This is a genomic window from Halobacillus sp. ABH2_015 (assembly GCF_056158945.1).
Genome location: NZ_JBSWUG010000002.1, coordinates 3,759,611 through 3,775,699 on the forward strand (window position 1 = coordinate 3,759,611; position 16,089 = coordinate 3,775,699).

The window sequence follows — 16,089 nt, forward strand, 5'->3', positions numbered from 1 at the left end:
AGTGCACAAGATATAGATCGTTGAGGGAGAGGGGCAGCGAATAGCCCCGTGCTGACATTCGTTGCCCTTCTCGTAAATTAAGGAGGACAACAATTATGTGTGGAATTGTAGGATATATTGGACAACAGGATACAAAGGAAATTTTGTTAAACGGACTGGAAAAGCTTGAATACCGCGGATATGACTCTGCCGGAATTGCTACCTTGAATGATAACGGCGTTGAAGTAACGAAAGTCAAAGGCCGTATTGCAGCGCTGCGCAGTGCAGTCGATGAAAACGTAGCATCCACTCACGGCATCGGCCATACACGCTGGGCCACTCACGGAGCTCCAAGTGAAGAGAACGCCCACCCGCATCAGAGTACTTCCGGCCGTTTTACACTCGTTCATAACGGCGTTATCGAGAACTATGTAGATGTGCGTGATGAATACCTGGCAGGCGTTGAACTGAAGAGTGAAACAGATACAGAGATCATCGTCCAGCTGATCGAAGTCCTGCACAATGAAATGAACGATGTAGCGGCTGCCTTCCATAAAGCTGTGAAGCTTCTGACAGGTTCCTATGCGATTGCTCTCATCGATCGTGAGAACAAAGACACGATTTATGTAGCAAAAAACAAGAGCCCGCTTCTTGTAGGTCTTGGTGATGATTTCAACGTTGTAGCGAGTGACTCTATGGCGGCGCTTCACGTAACGGATCAGTTCCTTGAGCTGATGGATAAAGAAACAGTGATCGTCCGCCGTGACGGTGTTGAAATCCTTTCTCCTGAAGGTGACGTGGTCACTCGTGAGCCGTTCACAGCTGAAATCGACGCGACAGATATCGAAAAAGGCACCTACCCTCACTTCATGCTGAAGGAGATTGATGAGCAGCCTTTCGTTATCCGTAAAATCATCCAGGAGTACCAGGATGAAAACGACGACATTAAATTGGATGCTGACATCCGCAATGCGATGAAGGAATGCGACCGTATTTACATCATTGCTGCGGGAACAAGCTATCATGCCGGTCTTCTCGGCAAACAGTTCATCGAAAAACTGGCGAATATTCCAGTTGAAGTCCACGTGGCAAGTGAATTTTCCTATAACATGCCGCTCTTGTCCGAGAAGCCGTTGTTTGTATACATCTCCCAAAGTGGGGAAACGGCAGACAGCCGTTCCGTTCTTGTTCAGACGAAAGAACTTGGCCACCCGGCCCTGACGATTACCAATGTTCCAGGATCCACCCTCTCCCGTGAGGCGGATTATACACTGCATCTGCATGCGGGTCCTGAAATTGCGGTAGCGTCCACAAAAGCTTATACAGCCCAGATGGCTGTCCTTGCGATTCTGGCTGTGGATACAGCCCGCGCTAAAGGAATCGAGCTTGATTTTGATCCGATGCAGGAGCTTGGAATTGTAGCGAATGCTATGGAAGCCTTGACGGATCAAAAAGAAGAGCTGGAAGAGCTGGCCCGTGAATACCTGCCGGTGACACGGAACTGCTTCTTCATCGGTCGTGGAATCGACTTTTATGTCGGTCTTGAAGGTTCATTGAAGCTGAAGGAGATCTCCTATATCCAGGCGGAAGGATTCGCTGGTGGAGAGCTTAAGCACGGAACCATCGCTCTGATTGAAGAAGGCACGCCGGTTGTAGCGCTTGCGACACAGGAAAACGTCAACTACTCCATCCGCGGAAACGTACAGGAAGTGGAAGCACGTGGAGCTAACAGCATGATCATCAGTATGAAAGGTCTGGATAAGGAAGGCGATGCCTTTGTCATTCCTCACGTTCATGAGATCCTGACACCGCTTGTATCTGTTGTACCGCTTCAGTTGATTTCCTATTACGCAGCACTGCACCGTGACTGTGACGTAGACAAACCACGGAACCTTGCGAAAAGTGTAACCGTCGAATAAGACCAAAAAAGCTTCAGAGGAATCGGTCCTCTGAAGCTTTTTTTATTCTCCGAACATATAGGTTTTATGATGGTACGATATCGAGAAAGCGATGCCGAGGGCCATCAGGTTTCCTAAGAGGGCACTCCCCCCATAACTGATGAATGGCAGCGGAATCCCTGTAATAGGAAGGAGCTGCACAGACATGCCGATGTTTTGGAAGACGTGGAAGGCGATCATACTGATAATCCCTACCATGACATAGGAGCTGTAATGACTGTTCGCTTTAAAAGCGATTGTCGTGAAGCGGTAGATCAGGAAGAAAAACAGGATAATGACGACACACGAGCCGAGAAATCCATATTCCTCCGCAATGATACTGAAAATAAAGTCCGTTTGAGCTTCAGGCAGATACACTTCCCTTTCCCCGAAGCCTTTACCATACAGCTGCCCCGATCCTATCGCCCGCATGGCTTTGACGAGCTGATAGCCTGAGGAATCTTCATATTTGGTCGGCTGGAACCAGGAATAGATCCGTCCCAGCTGGTATTCCTTTACCCCGAGGTATTTATCCAGAATTTGTGGAGCTTGGATCGCCAGCCAGATCAGGCTTGTCCCCAGTGCTGAAATGACAGCGAATATCGGCAGGATAATTTTCCATTGGATTCCGGAAACCAGGACAAAACCTGCAAGTATGGCTAGAAAGACAAGGCCTGTCCCTAAGTCAGGCTGCTGCATGACTAAAAGGAATGGGACGCCTGCAGCGGCTCCCAGCTTAAGAAGGAGCAGAAAGTCCGACTTCAGCGTCGAGACGCTTTTGCTGTTATGATTAACGGCAATTCTTCCGAGAACGAGTATCGTAAAAATTTTAACAAGCTCTGCAGGCTGCAGAGACAAACCTGGCAGGGTGAACCAGCTTTTCTGTCCTTTAATGACAGGAGCGATGGATGATGGTGCCAGGATCAAGGCAATAAGTAAAACAAGACCGAAACCATATAAGTACCAGCTGATCTTTTTAAAATCTTCGGGATCCACGATCATCATAAACCCAATAACGACTCCGCCGACCCCGTACCAGACCAGCTGTTTGAGTACGAAATTCTCATTGTACTGCGTACTTTGCTGAGCGCTGAACAAGGCGACGGAGCTGATCGCAATAAAACAGCAGATAATAAAGAACAGCTGCCAGTCAAACCTTTCTTCGAATTTCATGATTAGTCCTACATCCTCTCGTGTTGGCGACGCATGCAGAATAAGCGTGCTGTTGACTATTATAAGCACAGAATTGGGTTTTGAAAAGTGACGGCGGCCTATATTTCATAATAATTTCCTTAGGATCAAACCATAAAAAAAAGAAAGACAGCTTCCTTTGTCTTTTTTAAAACGAACAGGTGAACAGGCGTTGGAATTTCATATAGTTATACATCGCACGGGCGTGACGTCCCTCACGGGTCCGTGGGTTCTGGAGCTGTCCTAAACGACGAATGAAAGCATCATCACAATAACAGTAATTCTTTGTATAGCGGTAGCACTCATCATGTGCTTTACAGGCAGCATCGACGGCATTGACCGGCTCTCCCGGGCCGCTGCATCCAGGACCGCAGTATTTGTAACCGGGAAACACACAAAATCCAGGGCGGCGTGCAGGTCTTCTTCGTCCAGGCATAGAATCACCTCCATATCCATGATCTGATGATAGTGTATGCTCAAAGCGCCGATTTGGGGTGGTCACTTGTTTATCCCTGTTTAAAAAAGTAGAAGGCAGCTACGGGTCCGTTTTAAAAGTGGAAGAGGAAACCTCCCTTGTTTATGGAAAGCGGGAACGTCTGATGAGAGGGGGCTTCCCTGCCCCCATCTTTCATCAGTTCCTAAGGGAGAGGCATGACTTTAAGCAAAAAGGGATATAACACTAATACGAGTCATTTTAAAGGAGGCACTTCTATGACCTACAAATCTGTCATCTTAGGAACAGGACCGGCTGGTTTGACAGCCGCCGTCTATCTTGCACGCGCAGACATAGAACCCCTGGTGATCGAGGGACCTGAACCTGGAGGTCAGTTGACCCTGACCACGGAGGTGGAGAACTTCCCCGGTTTCCCGGATGGCATCATGGGGCCTGAACTTATGGATAATATGAAAAAGCAGGCCGAGCGGTTCGGCGCTGTTTTTAAACGGGGCTGGGTAACAGATGTCCAGGTGAATCAGCGGCCATTTACCCTTCAGGTGGATGGCATCGGCGAAATACAGACGAACAGCCTGATTATCTCCACAGGGGCTTCCGCCAAACTGCTCGGTATTCCCGGCGAGAAAGAGAATATCGGAAAAGGAGTGAGCACCTGTGCAACCTGTGATGGGTTCTTTTTCCGCGGGAAAAAAGTTGTGATCATCGGCGGCGGCGATTCGGCGATGGAAGAAGCGACCTTCCTGACCAAGTTTGCGAGTGAGGTGCAGGTGATCCATCGAAGAAATGAACTGCGTGCTTCTAAAATCATGCAGTCGCGGGCACAGGAAAATGATAAGGTGACGTGGGCTCTAAATAAAACGCCGGTGGAGATGGTCTCAGACGGGATGAAAATTTCGGGCATCAAAGTGAAGGATAATGAAACTGGTGAAGAGGAAGTTATCGATACAGATGGGATTTTCGTTGCCATTGGTCACAATCCAAACACAGATTTTCTGAAAGGAAAGCTGGATATGGATGAGAAGGGTTATCTTCTTGTGGAACCAGGAACGACCAATACGAATATCCCCGGCGTCTTCGCCTGCGGGGACGTCCAGGATCAAAAGTACCGTCAAGCCATTACGGCAGCCGGCACAGGATGTATGGCTGCAATGGATTCTGAACGCTTCCTGGAAGGGGAAGCGGCTGTCGATTGGAGCCAGAACCTTTCTTAGTAAAAGGCTGCCCTGGAAGGGGCGGTCTCTTTTTATTTCCAGATGCATACATTTGAATATTTTGAAATTAGCTAAAGGGGAGTATCAGACGAAGTTCTGAGACATGTTCATAGAAGGAGCATTTCTTCTGAATCCAACTGCACCACATAAACAGCCTCATGCCTTTCAGGAGAAATTTCTTGCTGAGGTGGACCCATTCTTTATTCAAACCGCTCCTGCTCTCATATATAAACGAATATCTGTGTTGTTCCATAGGGTTTTATACATAGGCCCACATCCCCGTTGATTGTAAGGTAGATAATGGAAAAATCGTCTGAAATATTGGTGGAATAACAAGCAAGAATCATAAAGGGTGAAAAGCTTTGAACGTTTATTTAGATTCAAACATCATTTATTGATCCATTTTTTTAAGAAAACTATAGTCTTTTGACTTTAGAGTTAAGCAAGGATTCATAGATATTTTCACGCCTACATTAGTATATGATGAAGCTTGGAATAACTACAAAGAACAAATTGAAGGTATATAGACCATGTAAGCACCCCTCATATCTTTTCTTGATCCATAAGAAGATCAATGAACCAGTGAAACATTAAATATATGGACAACACCCCAATAATATTATGAGATCAATCTCTAACCACCAAGTCCAGTAACTAAACTATATACTCCAAACGACGATAATATAATTCCAGAAATGCGATTAATCAGGCTCAAATAATCATTCTCTAGTCGATTGCCTAATGTTCCTGCAAGGCTACTTAATAATAACCACCATAATGATGAACCTATAAAAATCCCTGCGACTAAAATTAAGCCGGGTGCCGTTGCATTGTTAGTTGTAATTCCTAGGCCTGAGATAATGGCGATAAATGATAAAATTGTAACTGGATTAGTAATAGTTAAAAAGAAAGTAGATATGAAAGCTGAAAACGGTTTGTTACCTTTGGCTTCAGCTGATCTATTTGAAGGTTTTGAAATAACTATTTTCACTCCTAAATAACATAAGAATATACCGCCAATAAGATGAAGCCACAATTGTTGACCAATTAAAAAGTTTGTTATAAATGTTAAACCGAGACCAGCGATTATTCCATATATTCCATCTGCTGTTGCAGCCCCTAATCCAGATACAAATCCAGTTAACTTACCATGTTCAAGAGTTCTGCGGATACATAACACCCCAATTGGTCCAACTGGAGCAGCAATACTAATTCCAATGAACAGTCCTTTTAGTAATAGTTCCCCGAACATTACTGTTCACCTGATTTATTAAATTTTGCTTTTTGTAAGGGGACCCGCAAAGTTTCTTTTGTTGTATCCATCACAATTGTTGTTTTTGTCCTCCGTACACCTGCAAGGTTTTTAATTTCATAACTTATTACTCGGTCCAAATCCTTTGTATTTTGGCAACGAATTTTCAATAAATAATCATCTTCCCCGGCAATATGATGACATTCCTGCACTTCTTCCAAATCCTTGACAAGCCTTAAAAAATCTTTCCTGAATGTTGGTTTTTCTAATGAAACTGCCACAAATGCTGTACATTCTGTTCCTACACTTTCCCCATTTACCATTGCGCCAAGTTCTTTTATTACTTCATTGTTTAACAAACGATTAACACGGTCTGCAATAGATGGAGCAGATAATCCAGTTTGGGAAGCTAATTCAGCCCAAGTAACCCTTCCATTATCAATTAATGCTTTCAATATTTTGTAATCAAAGTTATCCAACTGATTTTTCCTCCTTTTATAAATTTTTTACTATCATATTATTTATAAAATAAAAAGTAAAGGTTATTTCCATTAACCTCCTGAAAGGTTTTCGGCATACTAATCCTCATCACAGGTTTGATAAGGTGTTTGCGACGATAAGCGACCGGGGTAAGTTATCCGTTGAGATTGTATGACTGGCGGCAGAAAAGGGGACGATGTTAAAGAATTGTCATAGAATCCTCAGGCTTCTCTTTAGAAAAAAGGGTGTCTTTCCTTTATAATAAAAGTAATGTGAAAAACTTCACAAAAAATACGTGTAAGGAGTTTTCTATAGATTATGAAGCATCTCAGCCGCTTTGCTTTTGCTGATCGAAAAGGGATGACGCTGTTAATCCTCACGTCTCTTCTCATCGGAGCCAGTGTCATCGGTCAATCCTATTATTTCGTTGCGATTGTGGATCGGATTTTTCTTGGTCAGCAAAGCCTCCAGGATGTTCTGCCTTTGTTTGCCGGGCTGTTTCTCGTGTTGGCTGGACGTACTCTCTTCACATGGCTCAATGGAAAAACGGGCATCCGTCTTGCTTCGAGAGCTAAAGAGCATTACCGGCATCGTTTGATTGAAAAAATGTCCAGGCAGTCGATCTCCACATCGGTGACCGGGCGGTCCGGACAAAAGGTGAGTGTACTCATGGATTCCGTGGATGAACTGGACGGCTATTTCAGCCGCTATATTCCACAAATGATACAGACCCTCATTATCCCTGTGATGATTTTGGCCGTTGTGTTTTCCGCCCATCTTTATTCCGGGCTGATCATGGTAATCACAGCTCCTTTCATTCCGATGTTCATGGCGATCATCGGTGTGATGACGAAGAAGAAATCGGAAGACCAGATGGAGAAGCTTTCGGCTTTTTCCGGACAGTTTCTGGATACCCTTCAAGGACTTGTTACGTTGAAGCTTTTCAACCGCAGTCATCGCCAGCAGGAGGAAATAGAATCGAGCAGTCTCGGATTTAAAACGGCTACGATGGAAGTGCTGAAGGTGGCCTTTGTGTCCTCCCTCATGCTTGAGTTCATCTCCATGCTCAGTATTGGCCTGATTGCTCTTGAGATTGCCATCCGCCTTGTTGTGTATGAAAGTGTCTCTTTTTTCACCGCTTTTTTCATTTTGATTCTTGCACCGGAGTTTTACTTGACACTGAAGGAGTTCGGCAGTGCGTTCCATACGGGACGTGGAGCTTCCGGGGCCTCCAAGCAGCTGGAGGAGACGTTGAACGAAGAGGACCATTCGTTGGTATGGGGAGATCAGGGGCTCACGTATGAACAGCCTCCGGCCTTGTCTCTCCGCGCTGTTCAGTTTCAGTATGAGGAAGGATTCGCTCTTGATCCGGTATCGGTGGACATTCCAGCAGGGAGTCAACTGGCGGTGGTCGGAAAGAGTGGATCAGGCAAGACAACCCTGCTCAATATTTTTTCGGGACTGCTTGCTCCTTCATCTGGTGATGTAGACGTGAACGGACGTCCGCTTTATTCGTACAAGGAAGCGGACTGGTTCAACGGTGTCAGCTACATCTCCCAGCACCCGTATCTTTTTTCGGGTACGATTGCAGAGAATATGGCGATTGGAGTTCCCGGCGCCTCCAGGGAAGAAACGGCCCGTGCAGCGGAGAAGGCCGGCCTTTCCCAGCTGCTTGAGACGTTGGAGGATGGATTGGATACATCAATCGGTGAGGGCGGAAGAGGTTTATCCGGCGGGGAGAAGCAGCGCATTGCACTGGCCCGTGCCTTTTTGAAAAAGCCTTCCGTCATTCTGTTTGATGAGCCGACAACAGGGCTGGATGTGAAAACAGAGACTGTCCTTCAGCGCTCCATTCAAGAGCTGTCGGAGACGGCGACTATGATTACGGTCGCCCACCGCCTCCATACGATTCAGGCGGCCGACCAGATTCTTGTACTCGATGAGGGACGTGCTGTGGGTACAGGCACCCATGAACAATTAAAAGCTGAGCTGCCTCTATATCGGCAGATGGTCACAATGCAGAAAGGAGGAGAGGGGGCATGAAAGATCTCAAAGAAGTCATTCGTCTCGTTACGCTTGAGAAAAAAGATATTCTCCTTTCGATTCTCTTTGGTTTTCTCGCTGGTCTCTCTGCTGTAGGCTTGTTTGCTTCCAGCGGGTACTTGATATCCAAAGCGGCACTGCTACCTCCTTTATATGCGCTGACTGTCCTGATTGCTTTTTTAAAGCTGTTTGGGTTTGCCAGGGCGCTTGGCCGGTACGCCGAGCGGTACTTTTCCCACAGAGCGACCTTTTCGATTCTGAGCCATCTGCGGGTTACGTTTTATAAGCGGCTGGAACCGATCGCCCCGAGGCTGTTTCAAAAGTATCGGAGCGGAGACCTGCTTGCACGGATTGTCGGAGACGTGGAAAGTCTGCAGAACTTCTTTTTACGAGTGTATTATCCACCCGTCGTGCTCGTCATCATTTTCTTAGGGACAATGGTGTTCACGTCCATCTTTTCGCTTTCGGTGGCCGTGGTTCTGCTGCTCGGACTCGTTGTAACGGGACTGGTGATCCCGGCCTGGTACAGTGTGAAGCAGAGGAAATCGAGCCGGTTTGTCCGCGAGTCCAGAGGACAACTTTCTACAGAGGCCACTGAATTCATCTATGGATTCAGAGACTTGAAAATTCATCAACAGCTTTCTGAAAAACAGGAGATGCTGCAGCAGGCTTCACACGTTTACCTCCAACAGCAGGAGAAGGACAGCCGTGAGATGCTTGCCAGCCATTCCTGGAACACGTTCGTGACGCTGATCGTTTCATGGGTCGTCCTGGGCCTCGGAGCGTTTCTCGTCTCTTCCGGGGACTTGAACGGGTTGTTCCTTGCGATGCTTGTGATGATTTCCCTGACTGTTTTTGAAAATGCGGCACCTATGGCTGTTCTGCCTGCGCATTTGGAGGACAGCCGGAGAGCATCTGCCCGGTTATTTTCCCTGGTGGATGAAGAAAAAACAGAGAACGGGACAAAGGAAATGGATGATTCCGATGCCCCCTCTATCCGGATGGAGAACGTCAGCTGGCGGTTTCCTGAAGAACCGCGCCAGGCGTTGACGGATGTTTCCTTTTCCATTCCTTCCGGCAGTAAAACAGCCATCGTAGGAGCAAGCGGCTCAGGGAAGTCGACGATCTTCCAGCTGCTGTTGAAGTTCCATACGGCAGATGCGGGCGTCGTGAAAGTCGGTGGAGAGGATATCCGGACCCTTGACGAAGAGAGTCTCTGGGCCCACACCAATGTGATGCTGCAGGAGAACCACTTTTTCTTCGGTACCATCGGTGACAATTTAAGTATGGCAAATGAGGGTGCGACAGAAGAGCAGCAGCAAGCGGCTCTTGCTTCTACAGGGTTGTCCTTTTCCCTCGATAAACAAGTCCTTGAAAAAGGAGAGAATTTATCAGGAGGGGAAAAACAGCGTCTGGCGGCTGCTCGTGCCTTCTTGAAAGGGAAGCGGCTGTGGCTGCTTGATGAACCGACCTCTTCGGTGGACACGTTGACGGAGAGAGGCATTTACGACCGCTTATTCCACCAGGCTTCAGATGATACCGTCATTCTGATAAGCCACCGGCTGAACGGATTGGAAAGGATGGACCAGATCATCGTTATGGAAGATGGGAAAATTCAGGAATCCGGATCCTATGAGGACTTGATGAGCCGCCGTGGTCTATTTTATGAAATGAAACAGATTGAGCAGACGATTCTTGCGTGAATGAAAAAAGGCCGCCACACGATTGTGGCGGCTGTTTTAAGTTCGTTTGAGATAAGACATAAGCGTGATTCCCTTAGTAATAGTATGGATATGGATAAGGGTAGTAATAGGGATACGGACGGAAGGCGTAAGGGAACAGAGCTAAGGTGGCGAGACCGGCAATCGGATAAATGCCTCTTCGGAACCGGCGGGCCCTTCTGCGTCTATATCCATATTGGCGCTCATCCATCACCTGTCCTTGCTCATCGACGACGACGTCTTCGCTGATCAGGATGGTGAAGCTGTCTCCGGAAACGTCTGTGAGGATCCCATCAAAGGACCGTCCATCCTCCATCTCGACCATCACGTGAAAGTGCTTCATCTTTTTACAATCGCTGTACCCCGGTTTGGAAGGGGTTTGTGGATGACGTTCTTCAGTCATTGAAACCAACTCCTCACCACCCATGATATTCACCCAGCCCATTTTTGTGACTCTTTCTCTAAACAAGAAAACGTTATCATTTTATGAAAACTTCTAGTAAACTGAAGATAAATCTAAGGGAGAGGTGAGCCGATTGGAAAAGAAAGCACCCACAGCATTAGGCGAGGATCTGTATCTGATTGACGGTTATGATTTAGGCTTTGAGGGACGTACAGGTACATATGTGTTCAAAGAGGAGTCTCCGGTGTTGATTGAAACCGGACCGAGCCCATCCATTCCATATGTGCTGGCTGGACTATCAGATCTGGGGATCCGCCCGGAGGATGTGACGTCGATCATTTTGACTCATATTCATCTGGACCATGCCGGCGGGGTGGGGCTGCTTTTGAAGGAATGTCCCAACGCTGAGGTGATTGTCCATAAGAAGGGGAAACGCCACCTGGCCGATCCGTCCAGACTGGTGAGGGGAGCCCGTATGGTGTACGGGGATGTTTTTGATCAGCTGTTCGACCCTGTCCTTCCTGTTCCGGACGAAAGGCTGGTTGTAAAGGAAGAGGGGGAGACTTTGAAGCTGTCAGATCACCGGACATTGACGTTCTATGACAGCCCTGGTCATGCCGGCCACCATCTCGCCGTCTACGATTCACGAAGCAGAGGGCTTTTCACCGGTGATACCGCAGGGATACGTTATCACCACGTGGAGGACCGGATGGAACCGTTCTTCCTTCCTACAACCTCTCCCAATCAATTTGATCCGGACGTGATGATTTCCTCGATCGAAAAGATGGAGAGCCTTCAACCCGAACGCTTGTATTTCGGTCATTACGGGGCGTCGGAGGATCCTGAACGAGCGTTTGATCAAGTGAAGAAATGGATTCCTGTTTTCGTAAGTGAAGCGAAGGACGCTCTGGAACAAGGAGAAGGTATAGAAGGAATACAGAAGCGGCTTCATCTGCGTGTGTCCGCCTACCTCAACCGAAATGGCGTTCCCGATGATCACCCGGTATACCAACTGCTTCAGCTCGATTTTGAAGTGTGTGCCATGGGTCTTGCGGATTATCTCCAAAAACAAAATGTCTGACCTCTTGATCTTCGTTTGATAGATCAAGGGCGCTTCCTCTATCCGTCCTTCGGAAAACTTTTTGAAACCAAAGAAGGGCGGATACGTAAATAAGCTGTAGACATAGAAAGGAGTTCTGACTTTTATGATAGGAATGCTGATTACAGCTCTATTATCTTTTATTTTATTTTTCATCCTGACGTTCATCGTCTATTGGAAAAACCGTATGAGAAGAAAGAAGATTATGAGGACAGCCGCCGGCGTATTTATTTTCGGCTTTATCCTCATGTTCGCGATTGCCTATGCGTTCATGCCGACCATTACGATTCCGAATATGCTGATCTTGAACAGTATTACCGCCATCCTGTTCGTGCCGCTTGTTTATGGCGGAGCCAAGGTGCCTGTGCAGTATCAGACGATGCACCGCTCGTTATCGGGCGTCATTGTTCTTGTGACCGCTGTTTTAATCGTAGGCGTATTCGTCTACAGCATTTTTGCCCTGCAGGACAGCCATGATTCGATCGCCAAATCGGAGGAGGCGGAGGCCCGCCCATTGAATGAGGAAAATACACCGATTTCTGTCGCGCCTGAATCGGCCCGTAACAAAGTGCAGAAAGCGATGAGTGTCGTCCCGAACACCCAGTTTTATGATCTTGGAAAGCTTCAGGCGCAGCAGGTGGACGGGGATATCGTCTACGTCGCTCCAGTGGAATTCTCAAGCTTTTGGCGCTATGTAAGGGGAAATGAGACGGAAGGATACTTCACGATCGCAGCGACGAACATTAATGCCCAGCCTGAGTTCGTCCAAAGCAAAATGAAGTATACCAACTCGAGTTATTTCAACCATAACGTCCAGCGCGTCGTTTACAGTGCCCACCCGGACCATATTCAAAGCGGGGAAGCCCAGATTGAAGTGGATGATGAAGGGAAGCCATGGTACGTACAGACAATCTACAAACCGCTGTTCTTTTCCAACCGGCCGGATATGCAGGAAATCAAAGTCGCCGTTGTAGACCCGGTGACCGGCGATGTGGAAACCTATCCGGCTTCAGAAGCGCCGGAATTTGTTGAAGGATCGGTCAGTTCCGAACTGGCTGCCACGGAGAATGAATACTTCGGGAAGTACATCAACGGATGGTTGAACTCCATTTTTGGTAAAAAAGATGTGAAAATCCCGAACGAATCCGGAACAGAGAGCAGTGTGACCCCGATATTCGATGAGAACGGGGCCATGTACTACTTTACGGATATGGCTTCACCTAAAGAAAACATCGATTCAGCCCTTGGTTATACATTGATTGATGCCCGTACTGGTGAACTGACGTATTACAACGGTCAGCAGAACCAGGGGATCATGGACAGTAAAGGGGCAGTGCAGATCGTGAACAAGCAGTATCCAGAGAAAAACTGGACCGGAACGATGCCGGTGCTTTACAACGTGGACGGACACCCGACGTGGATTGTCAACGTTCTGGATCCGAACGGCCTCTTTAAGCAGTACGCCTACATTAAGGCCGCCGATTCTGATTTTGCTGTCTTCGGGGATACGGCCAAACAGACGCTGAACGCCTACCGTCTCCAGATTGCCCAGGACCCAAGCAATGTGGAAGGTAGTCAGGAAGTGGACCTCACGGAGAAGAGCGGCGTCATCAAACGTGTACTCGTAACCTCCACTGAATCCAGACAGTCGGTGCAGTTCCTCCTTGAAGGAGAAACGACCATATATACCGTTACGACCAGCAAGGCTCCGTTATCGATCTTCCTGAAAGAAGGAGATCAGGTGAATCTTGAAGCGCGTATCCGGGAAAATGGAACCGGTACGGTGGAAACGATGCAGATCGAAGGCATCAGCAATTAAGAAGGCAGCAGGGGTTTGGCCTCCTGCTGTTTTTTCTTTATGATAAGATAGAAAACATAGAAAAAATGAGGAGGAATTTTTATGTCTGAAAAAACGTTTGCCACCGCTATCAACTGTATGGATGGAAGAGTACAGCTGCCGGTTATTTACTGGATGCAGAAAAAATACGATACAGCCTACATCGATATGATTACAGAAGCCGGCCCGACGAAGTTCCTTTTGGAAGGATCAGAAGAGCAGCTGGCTGCTGTGAAAACAAAAATCAACATCTCCACCGATAATCATGGATCCAATGTTGTCGCTGTTGTCGGCCACCATAATTGTGCCGGAAACCCAGTCGATCGTGAAGTGAAGGAAGGGCAGATCAAACAGTCTGTCGACCTTGTGAAGTCCTGGGGCTTCGGTGTAGAAGTCATCGGTCTGTATGTGAATGATCAATGGGAAGTGGAAGTCGTTGTAGGATAGAGGATTTTCCTTCCCCGCATCGAATGTATACCGTACAACGGGGGATCGGCCCGCGGTTATACATTTGATACGGTAAGGAGTGGGGAAATGGAGCAGGTGAATGGATTTGACTTCGTTGGCAGCGCGCACGATCCGATTTTTTTGGAATTAAGGAAATTGACAGAGGGTTGTCCAACCGTCACCATCGCTTCCTACACCGTCACGCTGAATGCTTTTTCACTCTTTGAGATTGAAAGCGTCGGCATCCATGACTGTGTAAGTACCTTGGAGCAATGCTATCGCTACTTATGTACACACACAGCGGAATGACTGGGAAAAGGCGTCTCAGGCTGTAGAAAAGTCCGTGTTATCCAGTTAGAGTTGTCCGTATGTCATGTTGAGAGGGCACGTTCCGCTTATCGGTGGATGCCTGCCGCGGGCACGGCCTCAGCTGACTTGGTCAAGAAAACCATTGGACCAAGTGGATCATCTCTCGCGCTGTTCCCGCAGACGTCACCACTGAACGCTCCACGTGCTGATGCCTGTGGGAAGACAGCTTTATCCTATGATAAAAGAGAACGTTGAGCATAGCTGCTTCGCCGTTTCAAAAGGACAGGCTGCGTTACGGCCGCCTGCGTGGGAAGATTCTATCCATGACCACTCCTTTGGAGGCACTGGAAAAAAGGTTTCTCCACAGAAAAAGGCGTCTCACAAGGAGACGCCTTTTTCTATGGAGAGATTTGAGTCCCGGCGCATTGTCCTATACAATAGATGCAGACAATGAGCGTGAAAAGGAGTTCGTTATGAAGAGATATATCATCGTAGGAGCAGGTATTTTAGGAGCCTCGACCGCTTACCATCTGATCAAAGAAGGGGCGGACGTCACTATTGTGGACCGGAAGGATGAGGGCCAGGCCACAGAAGCCGCTGCAGGCATTGTCTGTCCGTGGCTCGCACAGCGCCGGAATCAACGGTGGTACCGTCTCGTCAAAGGCGGCGCAAGGTATTATCCTGAGTTGATCCAGCAGTTGGAAGCGGATGGCGAGCACGAGACCGGTTATAAAAAAGTGGGAGCAATCAGCCTGCACACCAACCCGGAAAAACTGGAGAAGACCATTGAACGGGCGGAAAAACGGAGGGAGGATGCACCGGAAATCGGTGAAATCACACGACTTTCGCCGGAAGAAACACGCACCTATTTCCCTCTGTTATCAGAGGAAAGCTATGAAGCGGTTCATGTCAGTGGCGCGGCCCGTGTCAACGGCCGCGCGCTCCGTGACGCATTAATCCGAGCTTCAAAAAAGCGTGGAGCCGTCATGATGCATGGCGATGCCTCCCTCACTTTTGAAGGGGATACCGTGACAGGCGTGGAAGTGGACGGACGGAAGCTGGAAGCGGATGAAGTGATCGTCACCGCAGGCGCCTGGGCGAAGCCGTTGTTCCAGCCGCTCGGGATCCAGTTCCTTTCCCGTCCCCAGAAGGCACAGATTGTCCATTTGGATGTAGAAGGTACGGAAACCGCAGACTGGCCGGTGGTTATGCCGCCGAACAACCAATATATGTTGTCTTTTGGTGGGGGACGTATGATTGTTGGAGCCACGCACGAGACAGATGCCGGATTCGATCAGCGTCAGACAGCCGGAGGCCTTCATTATATTTTAGATAAGGCTCTGGAGGTGGCTCCTGGTCTTCAAGACAGTACTTTTGTGGAAAGCCGTGTCGGGTTCCGGCCGTTTACGCCGGGTTCTCTGCCGGTGTTTGGCCGGATTCCTGGATGGAAAGGCGTGCTGACGGCCAATGGTCTCGGGGCTTCCGGTCTTACCTCCGGCCCCTATCTTGGCGCAGAGCTTGCCAGGATGGCCCTCGGACGTGATACAGAATTGGATGCAGAAGACTACAGCGTGGCAGAAGCACTGGAAGAAGCGTAAAAGACCGTGTATTCAGTCAAAGTTGTCCGTATATCGTGTGGAGAGACATGTTCAGCGGGAGAACATTGAGCACAGCTTCGCAGACTCAATGGAACCTGTCGTTTGTGTGAGACAGGTCATGTTTGTGA

The 16,089-nt window shown here is 48.0% G+C and carries 14 protein-coding genes; 9 read left to right on the top strand and 5 right to left on the bottom strand.

Annotation, left to right across the window (positions count from 1 at the left end; all coding sequences use genetic code 11):
- Positions 1-95 precede the first annotated feature (95 nt).
- A complete protein-coding gene (gene glmS, locus ACXAD6_RS19510) occupies positions 96-1,898 on the top strand; it encodes a glutamine--fructose-6-phosphate transaminase (isomerizing) (RefSeq protein WP_474970264.1) in 1,803 nt (600 codons plus the stop codon).
- A 42-nt stretch (positions 1,899-1,940) separates the two neighbouring features.
- Here the strand turns inward: glmS and ACXAD6_RS19515 are convergent, their stop codons facing one another.
- Together ACXAD6_RS19515 and ACXAD6_RS19520 are read right to left on the bottom strand one after the other, a co-directional pair.
- The gene (locus tag ACXAD6_RS19515; RefSeq protein WP_474970265.1) at positions 1,941-3,089 is read right to left on the bottom strand and encodes an FtsW/RodA/SpoVE family cell cycle protein; all 1,149 of its coding nucleotides are present in this window, start codon (positions 3,087-3,089) and stop codon (positions 1,941-1,943) included.
- Positions 3,090-3,255: 166 nt separating this feature from the next.
- Positions 3,256-3,543 (bottom strand): phospholipase, encoded by a 288-nt coding sequence (locus ACXAD6_RS19520; protein ID WP_474970266.1) that lies wholly within the window; start codon positions 3,541-3,543, stop codon positions 3,256-3,258.
- Between the two features lie 275 nt (positions 3,544-3,818).
- Here ACXAD6_RS19520 and trxB point away from each other — a divergent pair, with 275 nt between their 5' ends.
- Positions 3,819-4,772, top strand: a complete 954-nt coding sequence (gene trxB, locus ACXAD6_RS19525; protein WP_474970267.1) for a thioredoxin-disulfide reductase — start codon at positions 3,819-3,821, stop codon at positions 4,770-4,772.
- A 634-nt stretch (positions 4,773-5,406) separates the two neighbouring features.
- Here trxB and ACXAD6_RS19530 read toward each other — a convergent pair.
- Both ACXAD6_RS19530 and ACXAD6_RS19535 read right to left on the bottom strand, forming a co-directional pair.
- A complete protein-coding gene (locus ACXAD6_RS19530; protein ID WP_474970268.1) occupies positions 5,407-6,024 on the bottom strand; it encodes a LysE family translocator in 618 nt (205 codons plus the stop codon).
- On the bottom strand, positions 6,024-6,503 hold the full coding sequence (locus ACXAD6_RS19535; RefSeq protein ID WP_474970269.1) for an Lrp/AsnC family transcriptional regulator: 480 nt from the start codon (positions 6,501-6,503) through the stop codon (positions 6,024-6,026). The genes ACXAD6_RS19530 and ACXAD6_RS19535 overlap by 1 nt, the downstream gene beginning before the upstream one ends.
- 319 nt (positions 6,504-6,822) lie before the next feature.
- Here ACXAD6_RS19535 and cydD point away from each other — a divergent pair, with 319 nt between their 5' ends.
- Together cydD and cydC are read left to right on the top strand one after the other, a co-directional pair.
- Complete coding sequence (cydD, locus tag ACXAD6_RS19540) at positions 6,823-8,547, top strand: thiol reductant ABC exporter subunit CydD (protein WP_474970270.1); 1,725 nt, start codon at positions 6,823-6,825, stop codon at positions 8,545-8,547.
- The gene (cydC, locus tag ACXAD6_RS19545; protein ID WP_474970271.1) at positions 8,544-10,250 is read left to right on the top strand and encodes a thiol reductant ABC exporter subunit CydC; all 1,707 of its coding nucleotides are present in this window, start codon (positions 8,544-8,546) and stop codon (positions 10,248-10,250) included. Before cydD ends, cydC begins: the two co-directional genes overlap by 4 nt.
- A gap of 73 nt (positions 10,251-10,323) precedes the next feature.
- Here the strand turns inward: cydC and ACXAD6_RS19550 are convergent, their stop codons facing one another.
- The gene (locus tag ACXAD6_RS19550) at positions 10,324-10,671 is read right to left on the bottom strand and encodes a hypothetical protein (protein WP_474970272.1); all 348 of its coding nucleotides are present in this window, start codon (positions 10,669-10,671) and stop codon (positions 10,324-10,326) included.
- A 133-nt stretch (positions 10,672-10,804) separates the two neighbouring features.
- Here ACXAD6_RS19550 and ACXAD6_RS19555 point away from each other — a divergent pair, with 133 nt between their 5' ends.
- The 5 genes from ACXAD6_RS19555 to ACXAD6_RS19575 all read left to right on the top strand — a co-directional run bounded on the left by ACXAD6_RS19555 (position 10,805) and on the right by ACXAD6_RS19575 (position 15,961).
- A complete protein-coding gene (locus tag ACXAD6_RS19555) occupies positions 10,805-11,752 on the top strand; it encodes an MBL fold metallo-hydrolase (protein ID WP_474970273.1) in 948 nt (315 codons plus the stop codon).
- 133 nt (positions 11,753-11,885) lie between these two features.
- The gene (locus ACXAD6_RS19560; RefSeq protein ID WP_474970274.1) at positions 11,886-13,589 is read left to right on the top strand and encodes a DNA-binding protein; all 1,704 of its coding nucleotides are present in this window, start codon (positions 11,886-11,888) and stop codon (positions 13,587-13,589) included.
- An 81-nt stretch (positions 13,590-13,670) separates the two neighbouring features.
- Positions 13,671-14,054: a carbonic anhydrase gene (locus ACXAD6_RS19565; RefSeq protein ID WP_474970275.1), complete on the top strand. Its 384-nt coding sequence runs from the start codon at positions 13,671-13,673 to the stop codon at positions 14,052-14,054.
- 87 nt (positions 14,055-14,141) lie between these two features.
- On the top strand, positions 14,142-14,363 hold the full coding sequence (locus ACXAD6_RS19570) for a hypothetical protein (RefSeq protein WP_474970276.1): 222 nt from the start codon (positions 14,142-14,144) through the stop codon (positions 14,361-14,363).
- A 473-nt stretch (positions 14,364-14,836) separates the two neighbouring features.
- Positions 14,837-15,961, top strand: coding sequence for an NAD(P)/FAD-dependent oxidoreductase (locus ACXAD6_RS19575; protein WP_474970277.1), 1,125 nt, complete (start codon positions 14,837-14,839; stop codon positions 15,959-15,961).
- Positions 15,962-16,089 lie beyond the last annotated feature (128 nt).

Bases quoted from the DNA above. Each gene is read 5' to 3' on its own strand.
- glmS (WP_474970264.1), top strand. From the start codon at position 96: ATGTGTGGAATTGTAGGATATATTGGACAACAGGATACAAAGGAAATT.
- ACXAD6_RS19515 (WP_474970265.1), bottom strand. From the start codon at position 3,089: ATGAAATTCGAAGAAAGGTTTGACTGGCAGCTGTTCTTTATTATCTGC.
- ACXAD6_RS19520 (WP_474970266.1), bottom strand. From the start codon at position 3,543: ATGCCTGGACGAAGAAGACCTGCACGCCGCCCTGGATTTTGTGTGTTT.
- trxB (WP_474970267.1), top strand. From the start codon at position 3,819: ATGACCTACAAATCTGTCATCTTAGGAACAGGACCGGCTGGTTTGACA.
- ACXAD6_RS19530 (WP_474970268.1), bottom strand. From the start codon at position 6,024: ATGTTCGGGGAACTATTACTAAAAGGACTGTTCATTGGAATTAGTATT.
- cydD (WP_474970270.1), top strand. From the start codon at position 6,823: ATGAAGCATCTCAGCCGCTTTGCTTTTGCTGATCGAAAAGGGATGACG.
- cydC (WP_474970271.1), top strand. From the start codon at position 8,544: ATGAAAGATCTCAAAGAAGTCATTCGTCTCGTTACGCTTGAGAAAAAA.
- ACXAD6_RS19550 (WP_474970272.1), bottom strand. From the start codon at position 10,671: ATGACTGAAGAACGTCATCCACAAACCCCTTCCAAACCGGGGTACAGC.
- ACXAD6_RS19560 (WP_474970274.1), top strand. From the start codon at position 11,886: ATGCTGATTACAGCTCTATTATCTTTTATTTTATTTTTCATCCTGACG.
- ACXAD6_RS19565 (WP_474970275.1), top strand. From the start codon at position 13,671: ATGTCTGAAAAAACGTTTGCCACCGCTATCAACTGTATGGATGGAAGA.
- ACXAD6_RS19570 (WP_474970276.1), top strand. From the start codon at position 14,142: ATGGAGCAGGTGAATGGATTTGACTTCGTTGGCAGCGCGCACGATCCG.
- ACXAD6_RS19575 (WP_474970277.1), top strand. From the start codon at position 14,837: ATGAAGAGATATATCATCGTAGGAGCAGGTATTTTAGGAGCCTCGACC.